We start from the raw sequence: 19860 nt of genomic DNA, 5'->3' as shown, positions 1-19860 counted from the left end.
TCAGTCGAAGCGGCAGGTAGTTATGATGTGAACCGTTTCAGAGCGCGATGTACAGATAGCGGGTGCCGTCACACAGAGGCAATATTGTGAACGCTCGATTTCTGTGCCAACCAGACGGCTAAGACCAAAAGCGTCCAGCGCTGCATCAGGTTGCTACGTAGCAACATCTGTTGCGTTCCGTGGTAGGAGAGGATCTTAAAAATGGGCGCGGCCGGATCTCGCAGAATAGACTGTTCCAATTCATTGATCGAAGGGTGGCGGAACCATCTGGCGAGTGGAGCACCAAACCCTTGTTTGCTGCGTGCCCGAATGGACTCCGGCCATTGTGCCGAATAGGCCTGACGCAGGATGATCTTGTCCTCACTCGTGGAGATCTTGAGCCGATACGGAAGAGACAGACAGAATGAAGCAAATTCGACATCAAGAAACGGGGCGCGCAGTTCAAGGCCATGCGCCATCGATGCTCGATCGATCTTTGTTAAGATATCAGCGGGCATGTAGTCCTTAGCGTCGAAACGGAGCACATCATCCATTGACGCCGACGCATCGGTTGTATGCGAAGCATGAATGGAGCGTCCTCCCCCAATCCCCAACAGTTCCAAGTCACGCGGATCGAACATGGACATCTGCCCGCTATGCGCTCCCAATATCGAAGAGTACCGCCTTCCATACCCCAAGCCCGTGATACGCAGCTCACGCGCGACCGCACCTGGCAAATGAGCTAAACCGCAGAGCCGACTGATCATGCGTGCGGCTATCCATCGCAGTAGCCCGACTCTCCCTTCCTTTTCCATCCAAAGTAACGGTTTATACCATTGGTACCCACCAAACAACTCATCGCCCCCGTCCCCAGTCAGAACCACCTTCATATGCTGTCGCGCTTCTCCACAGAGCATATAGGTTGGAATATTGGAAGAATCAGCAAACGGCTCATCGTAGACTTCTTGCATACGCCACAATTGCTCTCCGATGTTTGCACATTGGGCGGTGAGTTCTGCATGTTGCAGGCCATAGGCTTTGGCAACTGCACGGGCATGAACGACTTCGCTGTGATCTCCCTCGAAATCGAATGAAAAGGATTTCAAGCTGCTGTTGAGTTGACTCGCCAACAAACAAATCGTACTGGAATCCAAGCCACCGCTGAGAAAGACACCGACTGGAACATCAGCCACCAATTGACGCTGCACGGACTTTAATAGCAGGATCCGAAACTGTTCCACAGCCTCTCCTGCATCGATATCTCCTTCAATCTTAGGTAGTACCCAATACCTTCTCACCTCGACTACGCCATTTTGGTAACGAACATAATGCGCGGGAGGCACCGCGTTGATATTCGAGTATATGGACTGATCTGCGGCCACACATTGTCTCTGTAGATATCGCTCTACGGCGTTTCGATCCAACACGGGCTCGACCAAGCCCGAAGCTAATATTCCTTTGATCTCGGATGAGAAGATGAACTCCCCATTCCTCCCAATCGCGTAATACAAGGGCTTTTCGCCAAACCGGTCACGGGCGCAGAATAGCTCCTGCTCTTGATCATCCCAGATCGCGAACGCAAACATGCCGGGGAGAGACGTCACAAATCCTGGACCGTGCTGTCGATACAGGGCAAGGACAACTTCGGTATCTGACTTGGTTCGAAATGGGTACTCAGACAACTCTGTCCTGATCTCTTGGTACCCATAGATTTCTCCATTGAACGTTACAGCCACTCGATCATCATGAGTCGTCATGGGTTGTCGGCCTGTTTCGACATCGACAATTGCCAGGCGTCGATGGCCTAACAAGCATCTATTGAACAGCTTTCGTCCTTCCCCATCTGGCCCTCTATGTGTGAGTCTGTCTGTCATACGCTTCAACGCCTCTACATGGCCGACGGCATGTTTTGAGGAAGTAACAATACCAGCTATTCCGCACATACGTTTATTAACCTTGCTTTCTTAAGCTCTGACATGTCCAGACGCACGAACGCTCACCATCCACTCTCATGACCACGCGTAATGCATTCGATATTCGAGAAGTTAGAATCTGAAAGACTGATGACTGACAAAGAGGAACAGAGATTGGAACAGGCTAGTCAAGGAGCGAAGCATCGCCAGAGTGCGCGCAGATCAGAACGTAGTACCTGCTAGTTTTGAATAGCCTGCGGCTTATGCCTTCCTGAAACATACGAGAGCACTCCTTTTACTAACCCCATATAAGGCCTCATGTTCGTCCAGTTCGCCTTTACGGACTGGATCTGCATAGCTGCTGATTCCCACAACTGACCTTCTTCACACAGTGCGTATCCGAGCCCCCAATAAACCTCTGATATCCGTTGTTTCAGACATAGGCGAGTCGCGCTGTCATGTGATGTCACAAGCTGTCGTTGGAGTACCGACAAGTAACATCTTTGAACCTTCTTCATATTCTGAGTCATATTTGTGGCATGCAACCGTCTCCGGTGCCCTATCATATCCACATACCCTAAGCTTCCAACGGCTGCTGCCCTAAAGACAAAATCAATATCTTCACTACTCTGCAGTTTTGGATCAAAACTACCGATGGAAGCAGTGAGCTTCTTCCGAAACATCATCGAAGAAGCTCCCACAAAATTTTCGTTTATCAGCGTCTTGTACGCAGCTTGTGAGTCAATAATGTAGACGTGTTCTGCCACTTCATTAGTTAATAATGAGCGAAATTGCTGACAGGTCAATGTGTGTCGAGACCCGATACCAAACTCGCCGAAATTCACAAAATCGGTGAACACGAAATCGACTTCAGGATGGGAGTCTAAAAGACTCACCTGTGCTGCAAGCTTACCAGGTTCCATTAAATCGTCGGCATCGAATATTACAATATATTCCCCTGAGCAATCTCGATTCCATCGTTTCTCGGAATCGAACAGCCTCCGCTGTTTGACTCACGTTCCAACAGAGAGACTCGAGGTATATTCCGAATGAGGGCTCGACTGCCATCAGTCGACCGATCATCGACACATATAACTTCTACATCGCACAGTTCCTGGGCGGTGATGCTGGCAAGGGTCTCACGAATAAAATGCTCTGCATTGAAGACCGGAATTATTATGCTAAGTTTTGGCACAGTTGCATTCTCCCACCACTAGAAATGTTTGAGCTGCACCACTCGCGGAAGGGCACGATCTCCCGATGCCTTCATGCGACCTTAATGTTCGCACCCTTCACAGAGCGAATCTGTCGGTAGGTGTGTTCGACAACGTCCACCTGCTTCAGAAGATCCTCTTGCGGAATGTAGAATGCGGTTAACTCTACGTTGTTGCCTAACATAGAAGCCAAGTTCACAAGCGCCGAAGAAAAGAACGAAGCAACCCCACGGGGTGCCTCTTCCCCTAGGGAGATCGCATATTCAATGGGAACAGAAAAGTGTTGTATGGGGAAACCCAGTTCTGCTCCTACCATTTGCACATAGTGTTTCGACTCTCTCGGATGAGGAACATAGACTACCTTCCTTCCGGAAAAATAATCTACGATCCGTTGCATATGGCGCACAAAGGTTTCTAGCCGTAGATACTGCTGGTCTACCAGGGGCTGTCCAATAAAGAACACGACGTCGACTCGCCTGACGTTTTGCATCCGGCTTTGCAAACATCTGTAGTCGTTCGTGATCACTTCATCACTTGGATGTACATCAGGCTCATAGCATGTAAAAAACGTGAGCTTGGAGACCCCGTCACTGTCCCAGTCAACAAAACGATTGCGAACTGCTCGCTTGAATTTCGCAAACCATGAGCCAGTCGATGGTGCAGAGACCTGCTTTGCTAGCTGCTTAGCGAGAGCCTTGGAGGACTTATCGTTCTGTTCTTGCAGACGTTGTCTGGCGATCCTCAACGTATCAGTTCCTACATCCAAGAGGAACAATCGCTCATATCGAATGCGGTTGGCAAGGTGTCTCATGTGAAGGTCATAGTCATTCAGATAGTTACCTAGAAACAGATTCGTGACATGGCCAACTGATGCACAGAAGCGATTTATTCTCCAGCGTTTCAGCATCTGATCGAGCACCAGATATAGTTCGAGCAAACGGTCATATAAATTGCTGGGAAAATCCTTTCCAAAGTCACGATCTGTCAATCGATACGTAAACGAGACAAACAGTACAGATTGCCAGGACTCTTTATCGATCATCTTTTCGTAGGTGTGTCGCTGGAACAGCCCTGTATCCAACACTACGAGAGTATTGCAAGCTAGTTTCATACGTTGAATAGCTTCAATGCTATTGAGAATTTGATAGGGAGCCGCAATCACAAATACATTCATCTCGCGTCTCACCAGGTCTGTGTATCACGCGTCAGATCGCTTTGGCTCCTACACGCTTCAAGTAGGCTACATTGCTCCAACACTTTTCTGCTTGTCCTCCAGCCCACTGCCGCAATTTGTCTCTCAACGCTTCACCTTGCTTCAGCAGGTCAAGAAGCTGCGAAGATATTGCCTCTTTGGATGCGGCAACAGCATATGGATCGTATAAACGCGTCTCGAGCCCCGCCATTTCTATTAATGCACGCATCTTGAATGTTTTGGAAGTAACGGAAATGACCGGGCTTCCTCCGCGGAGAGAAAAGATGCTCGGATGCCACCTGCCACCAATATAGGCATCGGCATTCCCAAGCACATCAACCGCCTGCTGAACCGGCGTATTGATGCTAATCAAGGGCAACTGCAACGTGGCTGCAATCGGACGAAAAATGGCCTGATCAACAATGTCCGACACCGTGAGAATGATTTGTCCTTGATAGACTGACCGAAGGTGTCGAAGAAGTGCTGCCCAGTCGTCAATAATTTCTGCTGGCGTCCCGTCATACGAGAAAGCGGAAGTTCCTCCGACGCAAATATAAGACTTTGTTGGGTCAAAGCACGCTGTATCCGGCCATACATCCATGTAGGTGGGGCGCTGCGCGAGCGTCGCCCACTCTTCTTTCTTGGCCGGGCTAAACCAGAAGGCAGAATCTGGAACATACCGACCTTGGCACATCGCCCGGCATCGTTCCACTGAGATCTGATCGCGGAACGTTATGTCATCGAGCATGGGATACACGTGTTCGGCAATTTCTTGAAGAATGGGATGGTCAAGGTCTGCAGTGTGATTGATTAAGATGACAGAGCGGTTAAGATGTTTCTTCCCGAAGTACGCTAGGAATAATTCAGCCCGAGCCATCCTCGGATTACCCACCATCGAGCCATCTCCGTGGATGACGATGATTTCTGATTCCCGCAACCCCGTTAACAATTTTGTGTAGAGATGCTCTTGTTCGAGCAACAACTTGGCACGAGGGGCAAATTCATCCCACCGCTGAGGAATGATATCCTGGCTTTCCTTTTCTGGTAGATACTGCTCCAGCCTCTGCCGGACACTCCAGACCACAGGAGGTGCAAGTAAGCGAATGATCCTTGCGCCGACACGATGGGTTTCCCTAAGAGGCTCTCTGAATGAAGAATGGACGAGTGCATCTTCGGTGATAGCGGTACAGATCGTTCCACCGCATTGTGTAACCATATGCTTCAAGGATATTGCAGCAGCACGATCGCCCCAGTTACAATTGCTCGTTGAGTCGTTTACGAAGAGAACTTTCATTCCTCGATTCCTTACCTGCCTTGAGACCGCCGAGTATGGTTCAGCTTACGTTGTCGACCATCTTCAGCCGTGTATTGAAGTGTCATGCCACCCTGTTGCGTGTTCCATGGCGTTTTATCCAGGCACGGAGGTGAATGCTCTGGCGAACCGAATTCCAGCATTAGATCTCCTTCGCGGCATGATCATCGTCTTGATGATCATTACGAGCTACCATGGCAATCTCAAGCAGAGCTTTCCCTCTCTGATACAGACTTTTGGCTGCGGGCTGAGCATTGCGGACTTGGTTGTGCCAACCTTTTTTTGGATGATTGGCCTTTCACTTTCACTGTCGATTTCTTCCAGACTCGCTAAAGGTGCTACAAAATATCAGCTACTCAAGCATATTCTGCTACGAAGTGCGGCGTTGTATGCAGTGGGAATTGCACTCGATGCTTCGACTTGCCTTGACTCACCTGGGCGTTTTGCTTGCTTGTCTGAATCACGACTGTTGGGGATTTTTCAGAGAATCGCTCTTTCCTACCTATTCGCAGCCCCAATGGTGCTTTTTACAGACTGGAGAGGCCAATTCAGCCTCCTGATGGCGACATGTCTCGGCTATCAGCTCTATCTCAATGGATTGGATCTCCCGCCTTGTGATCCGACATATCGACGAACTCTTATGACGCTCATTCCTGGTGTGAGTCTTATCCTTGCTGGGTCGCTCGCCGGGTTCTTTGTCCGACCCGATCGTAAGGTTCAAAGAAACCGCTTCTTGACGATACTCGGGTCAGTACTTGTTCTCGCGAGTGTCACCCTCAATCCATCTCTACCATTCTTTTTCCAGCAATTGAACGTGACAGCTTGTTTACTTTCTGCCGGCGTGGCCACGCTCCTATATGCCCTGTTGAGCGTGGTTCCAAGTAGGCATCTCGGCAATGCAGGATGTGCACTACTAATTGCATTGGGGGAAAACCCTCTTCTGTTGTATGTCGTGAGCGCGATGCTCTATTTGGCGGGTCATACCATTGGGATGCAGCAGGCATCAGGTAGCTGGATCTCCATCTGGCACTATGGATGGATGGTTGGCACAGCTGGACTTGGGCACGCACAATTGGCATCTCTCCTGATGAGCCTGATACTCATTGCAATATCGGCTAGCATCGCCTGGTGGCTGTCACGAAAAGGCATCGTGATAAAGATCTAGATCCTCCGGGCAGCTTAGGGAGCAAATCTTTGTGCGAGAGGTCATTCAATCTATCTCATGCCTAAGCAACACCGGCTGCTTGATCCCGTTTCAATATAGAACCTGCATTCACAAGCGGGAATAAGGCCAGGAAGGATAAGCTCAAGAAGCAATTAAAGATAAATGATATGACGTATTCCTGTCGATCTTGAAGGATCTCAATGACTTTCCCTGCCGTCCAGTCTTCAATCGGCATTAATGGTACGAACTGGACAATGCCCGACATCACCTCTGCTGCGATCGGACTCAAAGCCTCATAGGTGGCCCCATTGAGCAGGACAAACAAACCTGCCGCATAGAGAACGATTGTTACAATTTTTTTGTACTCCAGTGGAAGGGGGTACAACGAATGTCCTTTTGGTGCAACCCATCCTAGCCAGGTAAGCTCGACAATCAATGCGGACAAGGCGGCTCCGGCCAAGCCCCATTGCATAATAAATAGCCACCCAAGAAGCAGCTTGATCGGGACCAAAGTAATTCTAGCAACGGACAGTACTTTGGTTTGTTTTCGATATAACACGCCAAATGACAAGTAGGTACCACAGGCTGTCAAAATAGTGGTCACAATTTCGATCTGAGCGATGCGGCTCGCCGGCCAAAATTCAGGAGGTGTCATTATCTTGAGAATATCCTGGACCGTTAGCGCGAGCAGAAGCCCCGCGAACATATTTAAATAGAGAAATCGTGTGAACATTGATGCGATGGCCGCTGGACCATCAACCTGATCCGCTATTTCCATGCTCTTTGTGTTCCACGCTCTTCGAAACGGAATACCGATGAAAAGATTCAAGAGAGGAGGGAATTTGTATCCCATTTCAAGAATTCCCACCCCTTCGAGACCTACCAGGGCACGAACCAAAACTCGATCAGCCTGCCTGCCTAGAAACCCGACCATCTCGCCTGGCATCAATGGTAGCTGAAATGCCACAAGTTTTCGGGCAATGTGCCGATCAAATCCAAATCCATGTTCTCTAATCGCCGCAAAATGGAAGACAGCCGCATTCAGAACGGCAGTTATGAACGATGATAAGAAGAAACCAATCAGGCCTACCTGCAAGACGACAACGAGCCAAATATTCAAGGACAACCCGACAAGTAGTCTTCCAAGACCAATCGCAGAGAAGAGTACCGACTGCTGCTTGATGATCTGGGCCGTACTCGCGCTTTGGCCAGCAACATCAACCACGAAAGTTGCTAATGCAAGGATGATTAAAGAAGAATGTTCCTCAGTTCCAAACAAAAGCTCACTGAGAGGTCGGCTGGCAATAGTTGGAATAACTGTAATGAGAAAAGCAAGGCACCAGACCAGTCGGATACCTGTACCGATCGAAAGGCTTTTTCGAAAGGACTCTTCTTCCTCGTGGTAGATACGAATAATTGCCAGTTGTAATCCACCTGCTAGAAGGACCGTAAACATCCCAAGACTCGTATCAATCAGAGCCATCACCCCATAGCCTTCAGCTCCAAAAAGGTGCGCGTAGAAGGGAAGCAGAAGGAAGCTGGCAAGACTTCCCAAGACATTCGCGACGCTATAGATGGCAGCATGTTTGAACGTCTGTCGACCAAGGCTCATGCGCCAGACCTCACTCTCTTTCTCTTCGAACCTCTATCAAGCGGCAGTGTCTCAAAATAAAGATTTCTTTCTGCGACCAGGTCTCGTACATGCACGACGAATCAAGAGAGCTTCCCATGGAGATAGTATTGCGAAGAACAGATCTGGAATAGCCCATATGTCAATCGCGGGAACCCTTCGGCGTGGAGGAGTACTAAGATCGGGATGTGTCTTACTTCAGCAGGCTCCACTAACTAACTTCTGAGAGAAGACCGCCCTCGACTAGTTTAGCAGTGAGAGGGAGCAAACGGGAGAACGGGATATGGGTTTTCATACTCATATCGACAAGATCGTGCTGGCCATCGGCATAGGCTAGAACATTTAACGTATCAGCGACCACTTGATGCCGATCTTTCCTGCTGAGCGTTGGAAACAGCCCCCGTCTCCCAAGTTGCGGCTCACCAAGGCAGGTCGCACGATAGATCCTGTTACATTCAAGTAGCTCGAGACAATCCCTTAGCACCGAAAACCCTCCTTGGAGGCCGGAGGGTGTCACAAACTGCATATTGTCAAGTGAGGTATGATATTCTGGGTATTCTCGATATTTTGATCGCATAACAGAGACTACAGGAAGATCAACACCCGGACTACAGTACTGCCGCTCATCACTGCCTCGATCCAAATACGAATAGCGGGTAAAGTTTTGGTGTTTGGAGCCAAGGATATTGAGCGCAACCTTGTCAGCAAGTGTATTGCCATGACGGGACGGAAGATATGAATAGGCTCGGTCATCGCCAATGCAGGTTACGTTAAACCCTGCAATGATCTTCTCCTTCATTCGGTCGAGATTGCGGCTCAAGTAGGTAATGGCTCCGATCGTCTCAGGGATGAAGACGATCCGGTACGTGTATCGACGTGGTGTGCTTGCAATCCACTTTGCCAGCATCGTCGTGACGACAGGTCCTGATAGTTCATTGTTCGCCATTGAAGGATGACACATATAGGTCGAGAGGAATATCTCCTGATCTGATTTTCCCGGAATGATCAGCTCCGCATACGTCAGATGACCGTCTTTCAGCTCACTATCTATGCACACCCTATAGAGGCCCTCTTTCAGCGTTTGCCGCAGGTTATGCTGAAGACAAAATCCCCACCGCTGTTCATAGTAGGACGTAATATACGGAATGGCATCCGGCTGATCTTCCAATGAATAGAGATGCTGCTGAAGTTCTCCAAGTGACATGGTCTTATTCACCGGAGTAGAGTATCCGACCACATGGAGGTTGTTGTCCTGAAAATCTATAACTCTCTTTCCGTTTGCGTCTAAGACGTAAGCATCTCGAATGTTCCATTCTTTTGGGACGGTCCAGTCAAACACCTTAGTACCCGACGGAACCTCATGAACGACAATCGGAACATGCTTTTGGAGAATACCCAAGGTCTGACGTACACCATCTCCCGTGATACTTCGGCAAATGGGGAACAGCGTCGCCGCCAATTCATGCATCCACTTACCACAATCATCATAGTTGAGTGTCGAATCCATTGGTTCCTAAAACCCACTCACCCGGCTGAGACCATAAAGAAGAGATTCAGATGATCCCTTTACAGAAGTCTTCCTGAGCCTTTTGATAATCAGCATGCTGCCCTACATCCAGCCAATACTCCATGATCGGAAAGCTTGCGACGGGCATTTTCAAGTCCACTAGTTTCTGTATCAGATCGGTCATATTAAAATATTGTCCCTCCGGGACATACTCGCATGCAGAAGGTTCAAGTAAATAGATCCCGGCGTTCACGAAGAACGTGAAGGACGGCTTTTCCTTTAGCGCCGTCACTCCGGCCTCGCCGCATTCAACAATCCCGTAGGGGACCTTCATTTCATACTTTCTCACCCCCACGGTAATTAGTGAGCCGCTCTTTCGATGGTAATCATGCATCGTATCAAAGGAGAGCCCTGTCAGAATATCTCCATTAATGACCACAAACGGGCGCACAGGCGGTTTCATGAGTCTCAGTCCGCCGGCTGTTCCTAAGGGATTATCTTCCTGAACATAGCTCAACCTCACCCCGAACGATCGGCCGTCTCCAAAATGTTGTTCGATGCTGTCTGCCAAATAGTGTGTGATCAAACTGATTTCTCGAATTCCTGACCGACGTAACTGTTCGATGGTTCGTTCCAGGAGTGGTCGATCCCCCACAGGCAACATCGGTTTCGGCACATGCGCCGTCAAAGGAAGCAGCCGTTTCCCATACCCCCCTGCCATAATCGCGGCCGAGAGCCCTGACTTGGCTTCGGCTACAATATCCTTTCGCAGAATTAATTCAACAACGTTACCGTCAGAATCAACAACCGGCAGCTGGTGAATATCGCGCTCATTCATGAGTTGAAGCGCGACAGTGGCAGAAATCGGCCCCTGGACCGTTGAAGGGCTCACATTGGCAATACAATCGCAGGAGCTGTCGAGCGCAATTCCACGGAGCATGGCCCTGCGGATGTCACCATCTGTTAGGAGGCCCTGGAGCTTAGTACCTGTTGAACAAAGGATCAGTGCGCCCGTTCCTGCTTTATCCAGCTGTGCCATCGCGTCGGTTATCGAGGCACTAGGTCGAATGGTCACACTATCAAGCCGTCGCACAGATCTGGCGATCAGCTCTTCCTCTACTCCAATATCACTACGAAGCAAGAAATCAATGATTTCGCCTTTGTTGTTCAGGACCGGCAGATGATCGATATCGTGTTGATTGAGAATGCGTAAGGCTTCAATCGGCAACAATGGAACCTTGGTGACGATTGGTTCCCTATTGGCAATTTCACCACACGGAACATTCAAATCAGTGAGACGAATCAACGCTCGGCGGAAATCGCCGTCTGTCAAGATTCCGTAAAGCTTCCTTCCACCTGTACAAACGATTAATGCTCGAGTCCCTGCACGGTCTAACTGCGCCATCGCTTCTGCAAGGGTAGCCTTCGTGTCGACAATTGCGCTATTGAGACGCTCATAATTTCTTGTCAGCATGCGCAGGCCTCGAGGACAAATAGAATTGGATGAGGAAGAACTCTAGCCAGGTAAAACTTGGACAGCCACAGCAGATTGATTCCCGTTCACCCGCATCCGATGATAGAGAAGACAATGAGGCTGAGGACTGATGGAGTCAGTGGGACATATTCCAGAACCGCCTGACGCTTTTTCCGGTCATCGGGTCCATGACAGCGACCGTGGTTACCCCGATCGCATTATTCGTAGCGACGCCAATGGCGCTTAACGCGTGCAGAGGGAATGTTTCCTTATCGAACACATATTGCCATCGATAAAATGGTTCTTCGATGTCACAGTTATCATGATGGTATGTCCCGGATGCCGTTTTTAGCGCCAGCCAAGGCTGTGGACCGAATGTCGGAGTAGACGATCGTATCTCTAAGACGTGGGTTGAGTCGTCTACGGTCTTCAGTGACATATCCAGTTCACAAGCTGGTTGTTCGGGTAGTTTTAACGCATCCCGCATGGCACTCACCGCTTCGGCAAACTTAAATCGGACGTCGGGGAACTCTCTAGAAACACCCAACAGGAGGCGACGGACTTCATTCACATCGGGACGCATATCCCGAAAGTCGTGATTGGTAAACGCAAGCACCACCGGCTTACCTTGTCTGGCTTCTTCGAATGCTTGGCGCACATCTAATTCCCCTATCAACTTATATCGAGTTCCGACGTTGAGACAGCGGGCAATCCAGCGACGACAAGACCCTGCGGTCTGATAGTCGTCCTGTGCCGGATGATAGGGTTGCCAGTTCGTCGGTGCCCTTCGCCAATCACCCCAACGACCTCCTTGAATGCCAAACTGGGCTTTATCCTGCTCAGTCGGCGTGAATGCTTGATTGGAATAGTCGAAAGGAATGAATTGTTCAAGAAACCAATGGCTATCTGGTCTGAGGACGTGAAAGCCCGGACGATGCACAGCGGGGAACCACATTCTGTCGATCACACGTCTGGAGAGGATTTGATGTAAGCTTCCAGATGATTCCCACCAATGGGTTGCACAATGATGCGCCTCACCGCTGAATGGATGAGGGTGATAGTGAAACCCCATGCCATCCTGGAGGGATTTCATTTCATGAACCATGGCGCAATAGTGATCAAAAACGTTGTGATAGCCGATATCTCGCCGACGGGCATTGGTTTGATAATCCACATGGTCGACACAGAACCAGTTATAGATCCAACCTCCGCCAAAGCTGTCCAGCATGCTGGTGCGAAAGTCTTCCGCCATACAGTTCATCAGCATGTCATCGACCTTATCCCATGTATCGTTATACGCAAGTAACTGTGGGTTGACGACTTTCTTCACAGCCGCTTCTAGTCCATCGAGAGGCAGGGTTCCCGCCTGTAATCGGCGCAACGTTTCTATACTCGGTTCGAGTTGTAGCTTGAAAATAGCCCGGAGGCGCTCAAACGTCGCGTCAACCGACTCGTAGAGTGGTCCTTCTGTATCAATACAATGCACGACGTAAATTGTAGAAGACATGCAGTTCCTTCCGACTTCTTAGCGATGAGAAAGATTCAGTATGTCAGGTACTCCCAGTGAATGACCTGGTCTTCTTCTAGATCCTGTGTGGTCTTGCGTCCCAATACGTACTGCAATTCGTCAGGGGCAATCCCAGTGCCTGGGCGCTTGGCATCAAGATCCAACATGGTGAGCACATGCCCCTTTGGAAGGCCGCGCGAGGCTACAAGACTTCTTCGGAACTTCTTTCGTTTTTCAAGTTCTGCTTGAGTAACTATCCGACGGCTACTGCCTAACGCCGCGAACACGTTCTGCCCCTCATCAACAATCACCTTCAGTTGCTCTGGATCGGCAGAGATCGCGTGATCCCATCCCTCCATTTTCTGATCGAGCGTGAAATGCTTTTCAATAACACACGCACCCAACGCAATAGCGGCCAAGGGGATTGCAGTGCCTAAGGAGTGATCGCTAAAACCGACCGGTACATCGAAGGATTTCCGTAGGGTTTCAATATTTCTCAGGTGTATCGAAGCGTATTCCGGAGGATAGATTGCGATGCAATGAAGAAGGATAATCTGATCGTTACCTTCTTTAACGACTGTTTCCACAGCCTTTTCAATTTCCCCCATCGTGGCCATCCCCGTAGAAATAACGACGGGGCGACCTTTGCCGGCCACATATGACAAGAGTGGTAAATTGACGATGTCCATTGAGGCAATCTTGAAGAAAGGAACCTCCAGTTTTTCAAGCAGATCAGCTTCTGACTTTGAAAATGGAGTGGAGCAGAACACAACACCATTGTTGAGGCAGTACTCACGGGCTTCCACATGTTGTTCCGGGGTAAGTTGGTACGCTGTTACCATCTCTTGCAAGGATCCAAAGTGACGCTTCTTATCAGAGTAGCTTGAATTGTTTTCATACTCTTCTTTTGCGATGAGAGACTTATCCGACCATGATTGAAACTTCACCGCATCAGCACCGGCGGTCGCCGCGGCATCGATTAGTTTGCGACAGAGCTTCATGTCGCCATTATGATTGGATCCTATTTCAGCAATGATGTAGGGAGGACAATCTCGTCCAACCTCACTTTTTCCAAGTTTTACAACCTTCATTTAGCCCTCCTCTAGATTCCTTCCGCCCACATCGTCCGCAATGACGGATGTGCCACGCTTGCCCACCAGATGGGAGTTGGTGGTAACTGATTCAATGATTCGAGATATGACTTCATCACTGATGTTCGTACTACGACTCTGTCGTAGAATGTTTGAATGTCGTGCCTTACTTGATCCAGCCGTTGTACTCTCTCAGTAATAGTTTCCGGCCCTAACATCCTTGTAACAATTTGAAAGTGCTCAATCACACGGTTCGTGTCGCGTGTTATTTGGATTTCGGTAAACGGGGGTCTGACTTGAGCCATGTTCTGGTCATGCTGGCGATAGTCCATTCTCGCTATTCGATCGAACAGCAAGCGCCCTCCATAGAGCCAGGCCCTCGTTGAGAGAAACCAGTCTACCAGGACGGTCGCGGAAGGGATCGGGAGACATCGCCGAAGAAGATCAGTTCGAAATGCGGAATTGGAGAGGCCGAATATATTGTTCCGGGGAAACAACTCATCAAGCAGTACCGTGGATGGCAGAGTCATGATCATATCAAGCGGTGTCCCGGTTCGATCTATGAGATTGAGCGCACACCCGGCGAGATCACCCTGTTGGAGATCGGTTCGCGCAACAGCAACGCGAGATTCGTGCAAAATGTCATCGCTGTCGACAAGCACCACCCCATCGTAACGCTCCACAATTCTTTCAAGGGCGCGCTGTCGCACTTGAGCCGGAGAATCACCGGGCTCCGAGAGGACCCATGTTGCCTTCGCGTCATCACCAATTGCGGCCGTAGCTTCTTCGACGCTCATAGCGTCCAAACCAACCCATAACTGGAAGTCCTGATCCGTCTGTCGAAGTATGGATTGATACCAATCGTTCAAGTACGGCTTGGCACTTGGATACATGGTTGTGTAAACACACAGGGTAGGATTCGGCATCGGGGTGGAACTGCTCCCTAGACTGGTGCGTCACAGAACTTGCCGAAACCGAGATGTAATAGCGCCTCAGCCAACGCCCAATCGTCCTCAGTATCAATATCCAAACCTTTTTGCCAAGGCATTTCCCATCCGGTCTTACCCGGCACGTGAAAACTTCTCTCTTTTCTCAACACGTCGGCCTTGATCCACCACACTGCGCCAGTTGGACAATACAATGCCGGCAGATCCTGGCTTCGCGAGGTCATGAAGTCCTTGAAGACAGGCGCCAGGATTTGATGTTCGTTCATTTCCATCGCCCACCACGGGTTTTGCCATCCATAGCGAACAACCGAAATTTGGGCCTTTGCACCTGTCTCAAGAAATTGGTGATGGCTATCGACAATATCGGACGTGGTGCGTAGCGGACAGTTCGGCATCAATTGGCAAACATACCGATACTGCTGACCCAACAAATCTATTTTGTCCAACATATCGGCTGTGACCGCTGAAACAGGCGTTACGTCGTCTGCCAGGTTTGCATCCCGTAAAAATGGAACGTGTGCGCCCAGTTGTGTAGCGATAGCCGCGATTGCCTCATTATCAGTGCTGACAATGACTTCCCTAAAGAGATTAGAGTCCAGGGCGGCCTGAATGGCATACGCCAAAAGCGGCTTGCCACCCAAGAGACGAATGTTCTTTTGAGGAATCCGCTTTGAACCGCCTCGTGCCGGAATAACCGCAAGGCAGGTATCAGTGTGCATCATCCCCGATTCCCCTTCATTCGAAACATCATCGGATCATTCTTGCTGGGCTTCCTACGTACGTCCCTGCCACAGATATATCCTCGACCACCGTCGAGCCCGCACCAATCAGGCATCCTTCACAGACCTTGACGGATTGGATGATGCGTGTTCCGGTTCCAATCGTGCAATTATCGCCTATCGATACGCCTCCACTCAGAGTAACTCCTGGGGCGATGTGGACATTCGAACCGATGACGCAATCGTGATCGATGATGCACCCTGTATTGAGGATACAGGCCTCACCAATGGTCGAACCAGAATTCACAATCGCTCCATCCAGTACGACAGCACCTGCCCTTATGGTTACCTCCTCATTAACAACCGCATGAGGAGAATGAATCACCGGGAACGCAAACCCAAGTTTGGCAAACCGTCGTTGCAACGAGAGTCGTGTATCAGACGTGTCGACCTTCCCGATACTAACGACCGCGGCTAAACACTGGTTCCTTTCAATCAGTCCACTCAAACTTGAATCGCTTCCCAAACGAGGAATGCCCAGAATGATCCCTCGATCATGGTTGTCCGTATACCCTTCTATGGCATAACCCAATTTCTTGAGCACGCAGATCACCACTTTTGCGTGTCCTCCACCACCGATGACTACGATCTTATCCATGGCGGAGATTGCTTATCACACAATCGATATCGCCTTCCGTAAGATTCACGCTGCATGGAACACACAATGTCTTTTCATGCAGTGTTATCGCCTTCTCTATCCGATAGCTCTGGCATGTGCGGTACGGGACCTGCAGGTGGTTAAGATGCCATACAGGTCTTGTTTGAATGTCTTGCTCCTTCAAAAATGCCATGAGCTCTTCGCGATTCTTCCCGTAACGCCTGGTATCAAGCTGTACCGCCACCATCCAGTGATTGTTCTTTGCGTAGGCCGGAACATCTGCAACTGACACCCCTTCGATCGCACACACTTTGTCTTTATATGTGGCGTAGATTCTGCGTTTTGCCTCAAGAAAGTCCTGCAAACATTCCAGCTGCGCGACGCCGATTGCTGCCTGAATATTGGTCAATCTAAAATTAAACCCTACTTCATTGTGCACGTATCTAACTTCATCATCCTTGGCTTGCGTGGTGAGATATCGCGCTTTTTCTGCATACTCGGCACTACTCGTCACAAGCATTCCGCCGCCACCGGTCGTAATAATTTTATTGCCGTTAAATGAAAAACAACCGATATCACCTACCGTGCCCGTATACCGACCTTGCAGCTCCGAATTAAGATAATAGGTACCCAGACTCTCCGTCGCATCCTCCACAATGCGAATGTTACGCTCATGGCAAGGATCAATAAATCTATGAAGCATGACGGCATTGCCGAACACGTGAACGGGTATTATGGCAGCAATTCTTCTCCCTGTTGTCCTGTTGTACGTATTCCCATTTCGGAACTCCGTCTCCTTGGCCAAGAACTCCAGAGTCTTATCAACGTCAACATTGTAGAAATCATCACAGTCCATAAAGACTGGTTCAGCCCCCACATACCGGACAGCATTGATGGTGGCAATGAATGTAAGAGTCGGGACGAGAACTTCTTCACCAGGTCGAACACCTAGGATCACGAGCGCGACCTGGAGCGCTGCTGTTCCATTTACACAGGCAACTGCGTTTGGCGCGTGTACAAATGATGCAAGGTTAGATTCAAAACGCTCCACATACGTTCCCGCCGATGAAACCCATTCTGTATCTAAACATTCTTTGACATACTTCAATTCATTTCCCTTCAGAGATGGGACTGACAGTGGAATCATTTGTGTCTTCTTATGTGTGCTAAATGTTGTAAATGCTTGCCTTATACTGCTTGAGATGTGCTGAATGAGTGAACCAGTTGATTGTCCGAGTAAGACCCTTTCTCAGGCCTTCTTTTCCGGCATATTCAGGAGCATGGTTCAGAAGCTTCCTTGCCTTCGTGATATCAGCCCAAAGTCTTTCCACCTCGCTCTTGCTGGGCCTCAGGCGCTGTTCATCTATGGCAATTGTTACGTCTACACCCATAATCTCCGCAATCATGTTGGCAGTTTCCCCAACCGAGATTTCGAAATTGCTGCCAAGATTAATCACTTCCCCCACGGAGTGCTCGCAATCAATGGCTGCAATAAAGCCCGCTACCGTATCAGCGACATAGTTGAGATCTCGAGTTGGATGTAACGCCCCAAGCCTCAGGACACGAGTTCCTGAAGCGATCTGCGTGATTACCGTAGGAATGAACGCTCGAGCTGACTGTCTCGGACCATACGTATTGAAAGGGCGAATGATAGTAACAGGGGTGTTGAACGAATAATAAAACGACATCGCCATCTGGTCTGCCGCGATCTTTGAGGCAGAATATGGTGACTGACCTTGCAATGGATGTTCCTCTGTAATCGGTACAAAGCGCGCGGTGCCATATACCTCACTTGTTGATGTATGAATCACCCGTTGAACCCCAAGCTCCCGTGCAGCCTGGAGGACATTCAATGTCCCCTTTACATTCGTATCTATGTAGGTATCCGGCGAATGATAGGAAAACGGAATCGCGATAAGAGCGGCGAGATGGAGAACCAGGTCACATCCCTTCATCGCCTGCTTAACACCATGAGGGTCGCGTATGTCCCCTGCAAACACTTCCAGGCTGCTTAGCAACTCTGGTTCGGAGTGATCAAGCCATCCCCACGAGTTAAAAGAGTTATAATTCACAAATGCTCGAACCTTGAGTCCCCGACGGACAAGCTCCTCTGTTAGGTGTGAACCAATGAATCCATCAGATCCGGTCACAAGAACCTTTTTGCCATTTATGTCCATTGCCTTTGACCTTCCTCTGACACACAGATGCTCCTATAGTTCTCGCTATTCATACAGAAGCGTTTCCCCTCCTCTCCTTAGGCCCCTAGCCTTGGAGACCAAAGAACTATCTTCTGTCCTCGAAGAAACTTCCAAAAAGATAACGCGCAGGCCATATTCAGAATTACGAAATAATATGGGATTAGCATTTTCGCTACTCCCCATGACGTGTTCCGCAGGAAGTGTCCAACAATAGCAACGGTATAGGCAATAACCTGCAATCCCAAAAACCAAACATAGAGTGAATGTCGACCCACTATCATCATGTTAAACATGAGCAATCCCATAAGAGGGAGGAACGCGCCGTACCTAAAGACCTTATGAGAGACCAATTGCCATGCGTACAATGGATACCTAAGAGGATTCAGCAGGCTTCTTTTGTCATACAACGCCCACATAGCGCGAAGAGATACCCGTACGCGCATTCGAAATTCATTAACCGCATCAGAAAGAGCCGGTTCATAAAGAACGGCGTTTGGCTCATAGATGACTCTTCTTCCTTGCTCAACCACACTAAGCGGAAGAACAAAGTCTGGTAGTTGGTCAGCTTTCATCTGAACGTAACACTGCCGACGAATTGCATCGATTCCACCATCAACACCAACAATTGATCCTATCTTGGATTCCCACATCCGCAACGTATTTTCATAGGACATATATGAACCAGACCCTTCAGCAATCCCTGTCATTCCTGGATTCCCGTAGAGCATCTGACCAGTCACGTATCCAACCGAGGGATCAGAAAAATTGCGAACGAGCGCACGAATCGCATCAGGCGCATAGATAGAATTGGCATCTGCAAATACGACGATATCGGACGACAGATGCTGGACCGCCATATTCAACGCTTGGGTCTTGCCTTGCCGAGGTTCCTGCCGAAGAAGCATCACCCTATGCGTGTGATCCTTCGTGAGAGTTTTAACAATCTCATCCGTACGATCAGCAGATCCATCGGAGACCACGAGAACCCTGAGTCTGTCCGATGGGTAATCCTGATTCAACTTGTTCATCACGGTCGTTTCTATCTCAGACTCTTCATTGTAAGCGGAAATGACGACCGTCACTGTCGGCTCCAAAGGAGATCTGTGAGAACGATGTCTATAGACCGTGGACAGCAGGAACACACAAATGGGATAGCCGACATAGATGTATGCGACTAGTCCGACGCACATCCAGAATCCTACTTCTAGATACATTCTAAAGACCTATCGTTGCCTGATCCTGCTCGAAGCAGATAATGGACGTAGTAGGAAATGCGGAAGTCGGTGTGATATTTCTTGCCAAATATGACGGCGCCTCAACGGGGTAGAAAACGAACAGCTTCGACGTCTTGCGA

The 19860-nt window shown here is 49.3% G+C and carries 17 protein-coding genes; 1 reads left to right on the top strand and 16 read right to left on the bottom strand.

Annotation, left to right across the window (positions count from 1 at the left end; all coding sequences use genetic code 11):
• Positions 1-68: 68 nt before the first annotated feature.
• The 5 genes from asnB to IPM58_07635 form a co-directional block, all read right to left on the bottom strand.
• Positions 69-1922 (bottom strand): asparagine synthase (glutamine-hydrolyzing), encoded by a 1854-nt coding sequence (gene asnB / locus IPM58_07655; GenBank protein ID MBK9306949.1) that lies wholly within the window; start codon positions 1920-1922, stop codon positions 69-71.
• A 209-nt stretch (positions 1923-2131) separates the two neighbouring features.
• Positions 2132-2815, bottom strand: a complete 684-nt coding sequence (locus IPM58_07650) for a hypothetical protein (GenBank protein ID MBK9306948.1) — start codon at positions 2813-2815, stop codon at positions 2132-2134.
• A gap of 20 nt (positions 2816-2835) precedes the next feature.
• Positions 2836-3087, bottom strand: a complete 252-nt coding sequence (locus tag IPM58_07645) for a glycosyltransferase (GenBank protein MBK9306947.1) — start codon at positions 3085-3087, stop codon at positions 2836-2838.
• Between the two features lie 71 nt (positions 3088-3158).
• Positions 3159-4280, bottom strand: coding sequence for a hypothetical protein (locus IPM58_07640; protein MBK9306946.1), 1122 nt, complete (start codon positions 4278-4280; stop codon positions 3159-3161).
• Between the two features lie 31 nt (positions 4281-4311).
• Positions 4312-5592: a polysaccharide pyruvyl transferase family protein gene (locus tag IPM58_07635; GenBank protein MBK9306945.1), complete on the bottom strand. Its 1281-nt coding sequence runs from the start codon at positions 5590-5592 to the stop codon at positions 4312-4314.
• A 106-nt stretch (positions 5593-5698) separates the two neighbouring features.
• Between IPM58_07635 and IPM58_07630 the strand changes: the two genes are divergently transcribed.
• Positions 5699-6775, top strand: a complete 1077-nt coding sequence (locus IPM58_07630; GenBank protein ID MBK9306944.1) for a DUF1624 domain-containing protein — start codon at positions 5699-5701, stop codon at positions 6773-6775.
• A gap of 61 nt (positions 6776-6836) precedes the next feature.
• Here the strand turns inward: IPM58_07630 and IPM58_07625 are convergent, their stop codons facing one another.
• From IPM58_07625 to IPM58_07575, 11 genes are all read right to left on the bottom strand, one after another.
• The gene (locus IPM58_07625; protein ID MBK9306943.1) at positions 6837-8387 is read right to left on the bottom strand and encodes an oligosaccharide flippase family protein; all 1551 of its coding nucleotides are present in this window, start codon (positions 8385-8387) and stop codon (positions 6837-6839) included.
• A 229-nt stretch (positions 8388-8616) separates the two neighbouring features.
• Positions 8617-9912 (bottom strand): DUF4910 domain-containing protein, encoded by a 1296-nt coding sequence (locus IPM58_07620; GenBank protein MBK9306942.1) that lies wholly within the window; start codon positions 9910-9912, stop codon positions 8617-8619.
• A gap of 46 nt (positions 9913-9958) precedes the next feature.
• The gene (locus IPM58_07615) at positions 9959-11386 is read right to left on the bottom strand and encodes a nucleotidyltransferase family protein (GenBank protein MBK9306941.1); all 1428 of its coding nucleotides are present in this window, start codon (positions 11384-11386) and stop codon (positions 9959-9961) included.
• Positions 11387-11522: 136 nt separating this feature from the next.
• Entirely contained in the window at positions 11523-12893 is a 1371-nt protein-coding gene (locus IPM58_07610) for a hypothetical protein (protein ID MBK9306940.1), read from the bottom strand.
• Positions 12894-12928: 35 nt separating this feature from the next.
• Positions 12929-13984 carry an N-acetylneuraminate synthase family protein gene (locus tag IPM58_07605; GenBank protein MBK9306939.1) on the bottom strand — a complete coding sequence of 352 codons (1056 nt, stop codon included), beginning with the start codon at positions 13982-13984 and terminating at the stop codon, positions 12929-12931.
• A gap of 11 nt (positions 13985-13995) precedes the next feature.
• Entirely contained in the window at positions 13996-14910 is a 915-nt protein-coding gene (locus IPM58_07600; protein ID MBK9306938.1) for a hypothetical protein, read from the bottom strand.
• Between the two features lie 17 nt (positions 14911-14927).
• On the bottom strand, positions 14928-15650 hold the full coding sequence (gene pseF / locus IPM58_07595) for a pseudaminic acid cytidylyltransferase (protein MBK9306937.1): 723 nt from the start codon (positions 15648-15650) through the stop codon (positions 14928-14930).
• 28 nt (positions 15651-15678) lie between these two features.
• The gene (locus IPM58_07590; GenBank protein ID MBK9306936.1) at positions 15679-16308 is read right to left on the bottom strand and encodes an acetyltransferase; all 630 of its coding nucleotides are present in this window, start codon (positions 16306-16308) and stop codon (positions 15679-15681) included.
• Positions 16301-17455 carry a LegC family aminotransferase gene (locus IPM58_07585; protein MBK9306935.1) on the bottom strand — a complete coding sequence of 385 codons (1155 nt, stop codon included), beginning with the start codon at positions 17453-17455 and terminating at the stop codon, positions 16301-16303. Before IPM58_07585 ends, IPM58_07590 begins: the two co-directional genes overlap by 8 nt.
• Positions 17456-17474: 19 nt before the next feature.
• Positions 17475-18485 carry an SDR family oxidoreductase gene (locus IPM58_07580; GenBank protein MBK9306934.1) on the bottom strand — a complete coding sequence of 337 codons (1011 nt, stop codon included), beginning with the start codon at positions 18483-18485 and terminating at the stop codon, positions 17475-17477.
• A gap of 77 nt (positions 18486-18562) precedes the next feature.
• Positions 18563-19720 (bottom strand): glycosyltransferase family 2 protein, encoded by a 1158-nt coding sequence (locus IPM58_07575; protein ID MBK9306933.1) that lies wholly within the window; start codon positions 19718-19720, stop codon positions 18563-18565.
• Positions 19721-19860: the final 140 nt, after the last annotated feature.

Source organism: Nitrospira sp., assembly GCA_016715825.1.
Taxonomy (GTDB): Bacteria; Nitrospirota; Nitrospiria; order Nitrospirales; family Nitrospiraceae; genus Nitrospira_D.
This window is presented reverse-complemented; position numbering and strand designations above follow the sequence as displayed.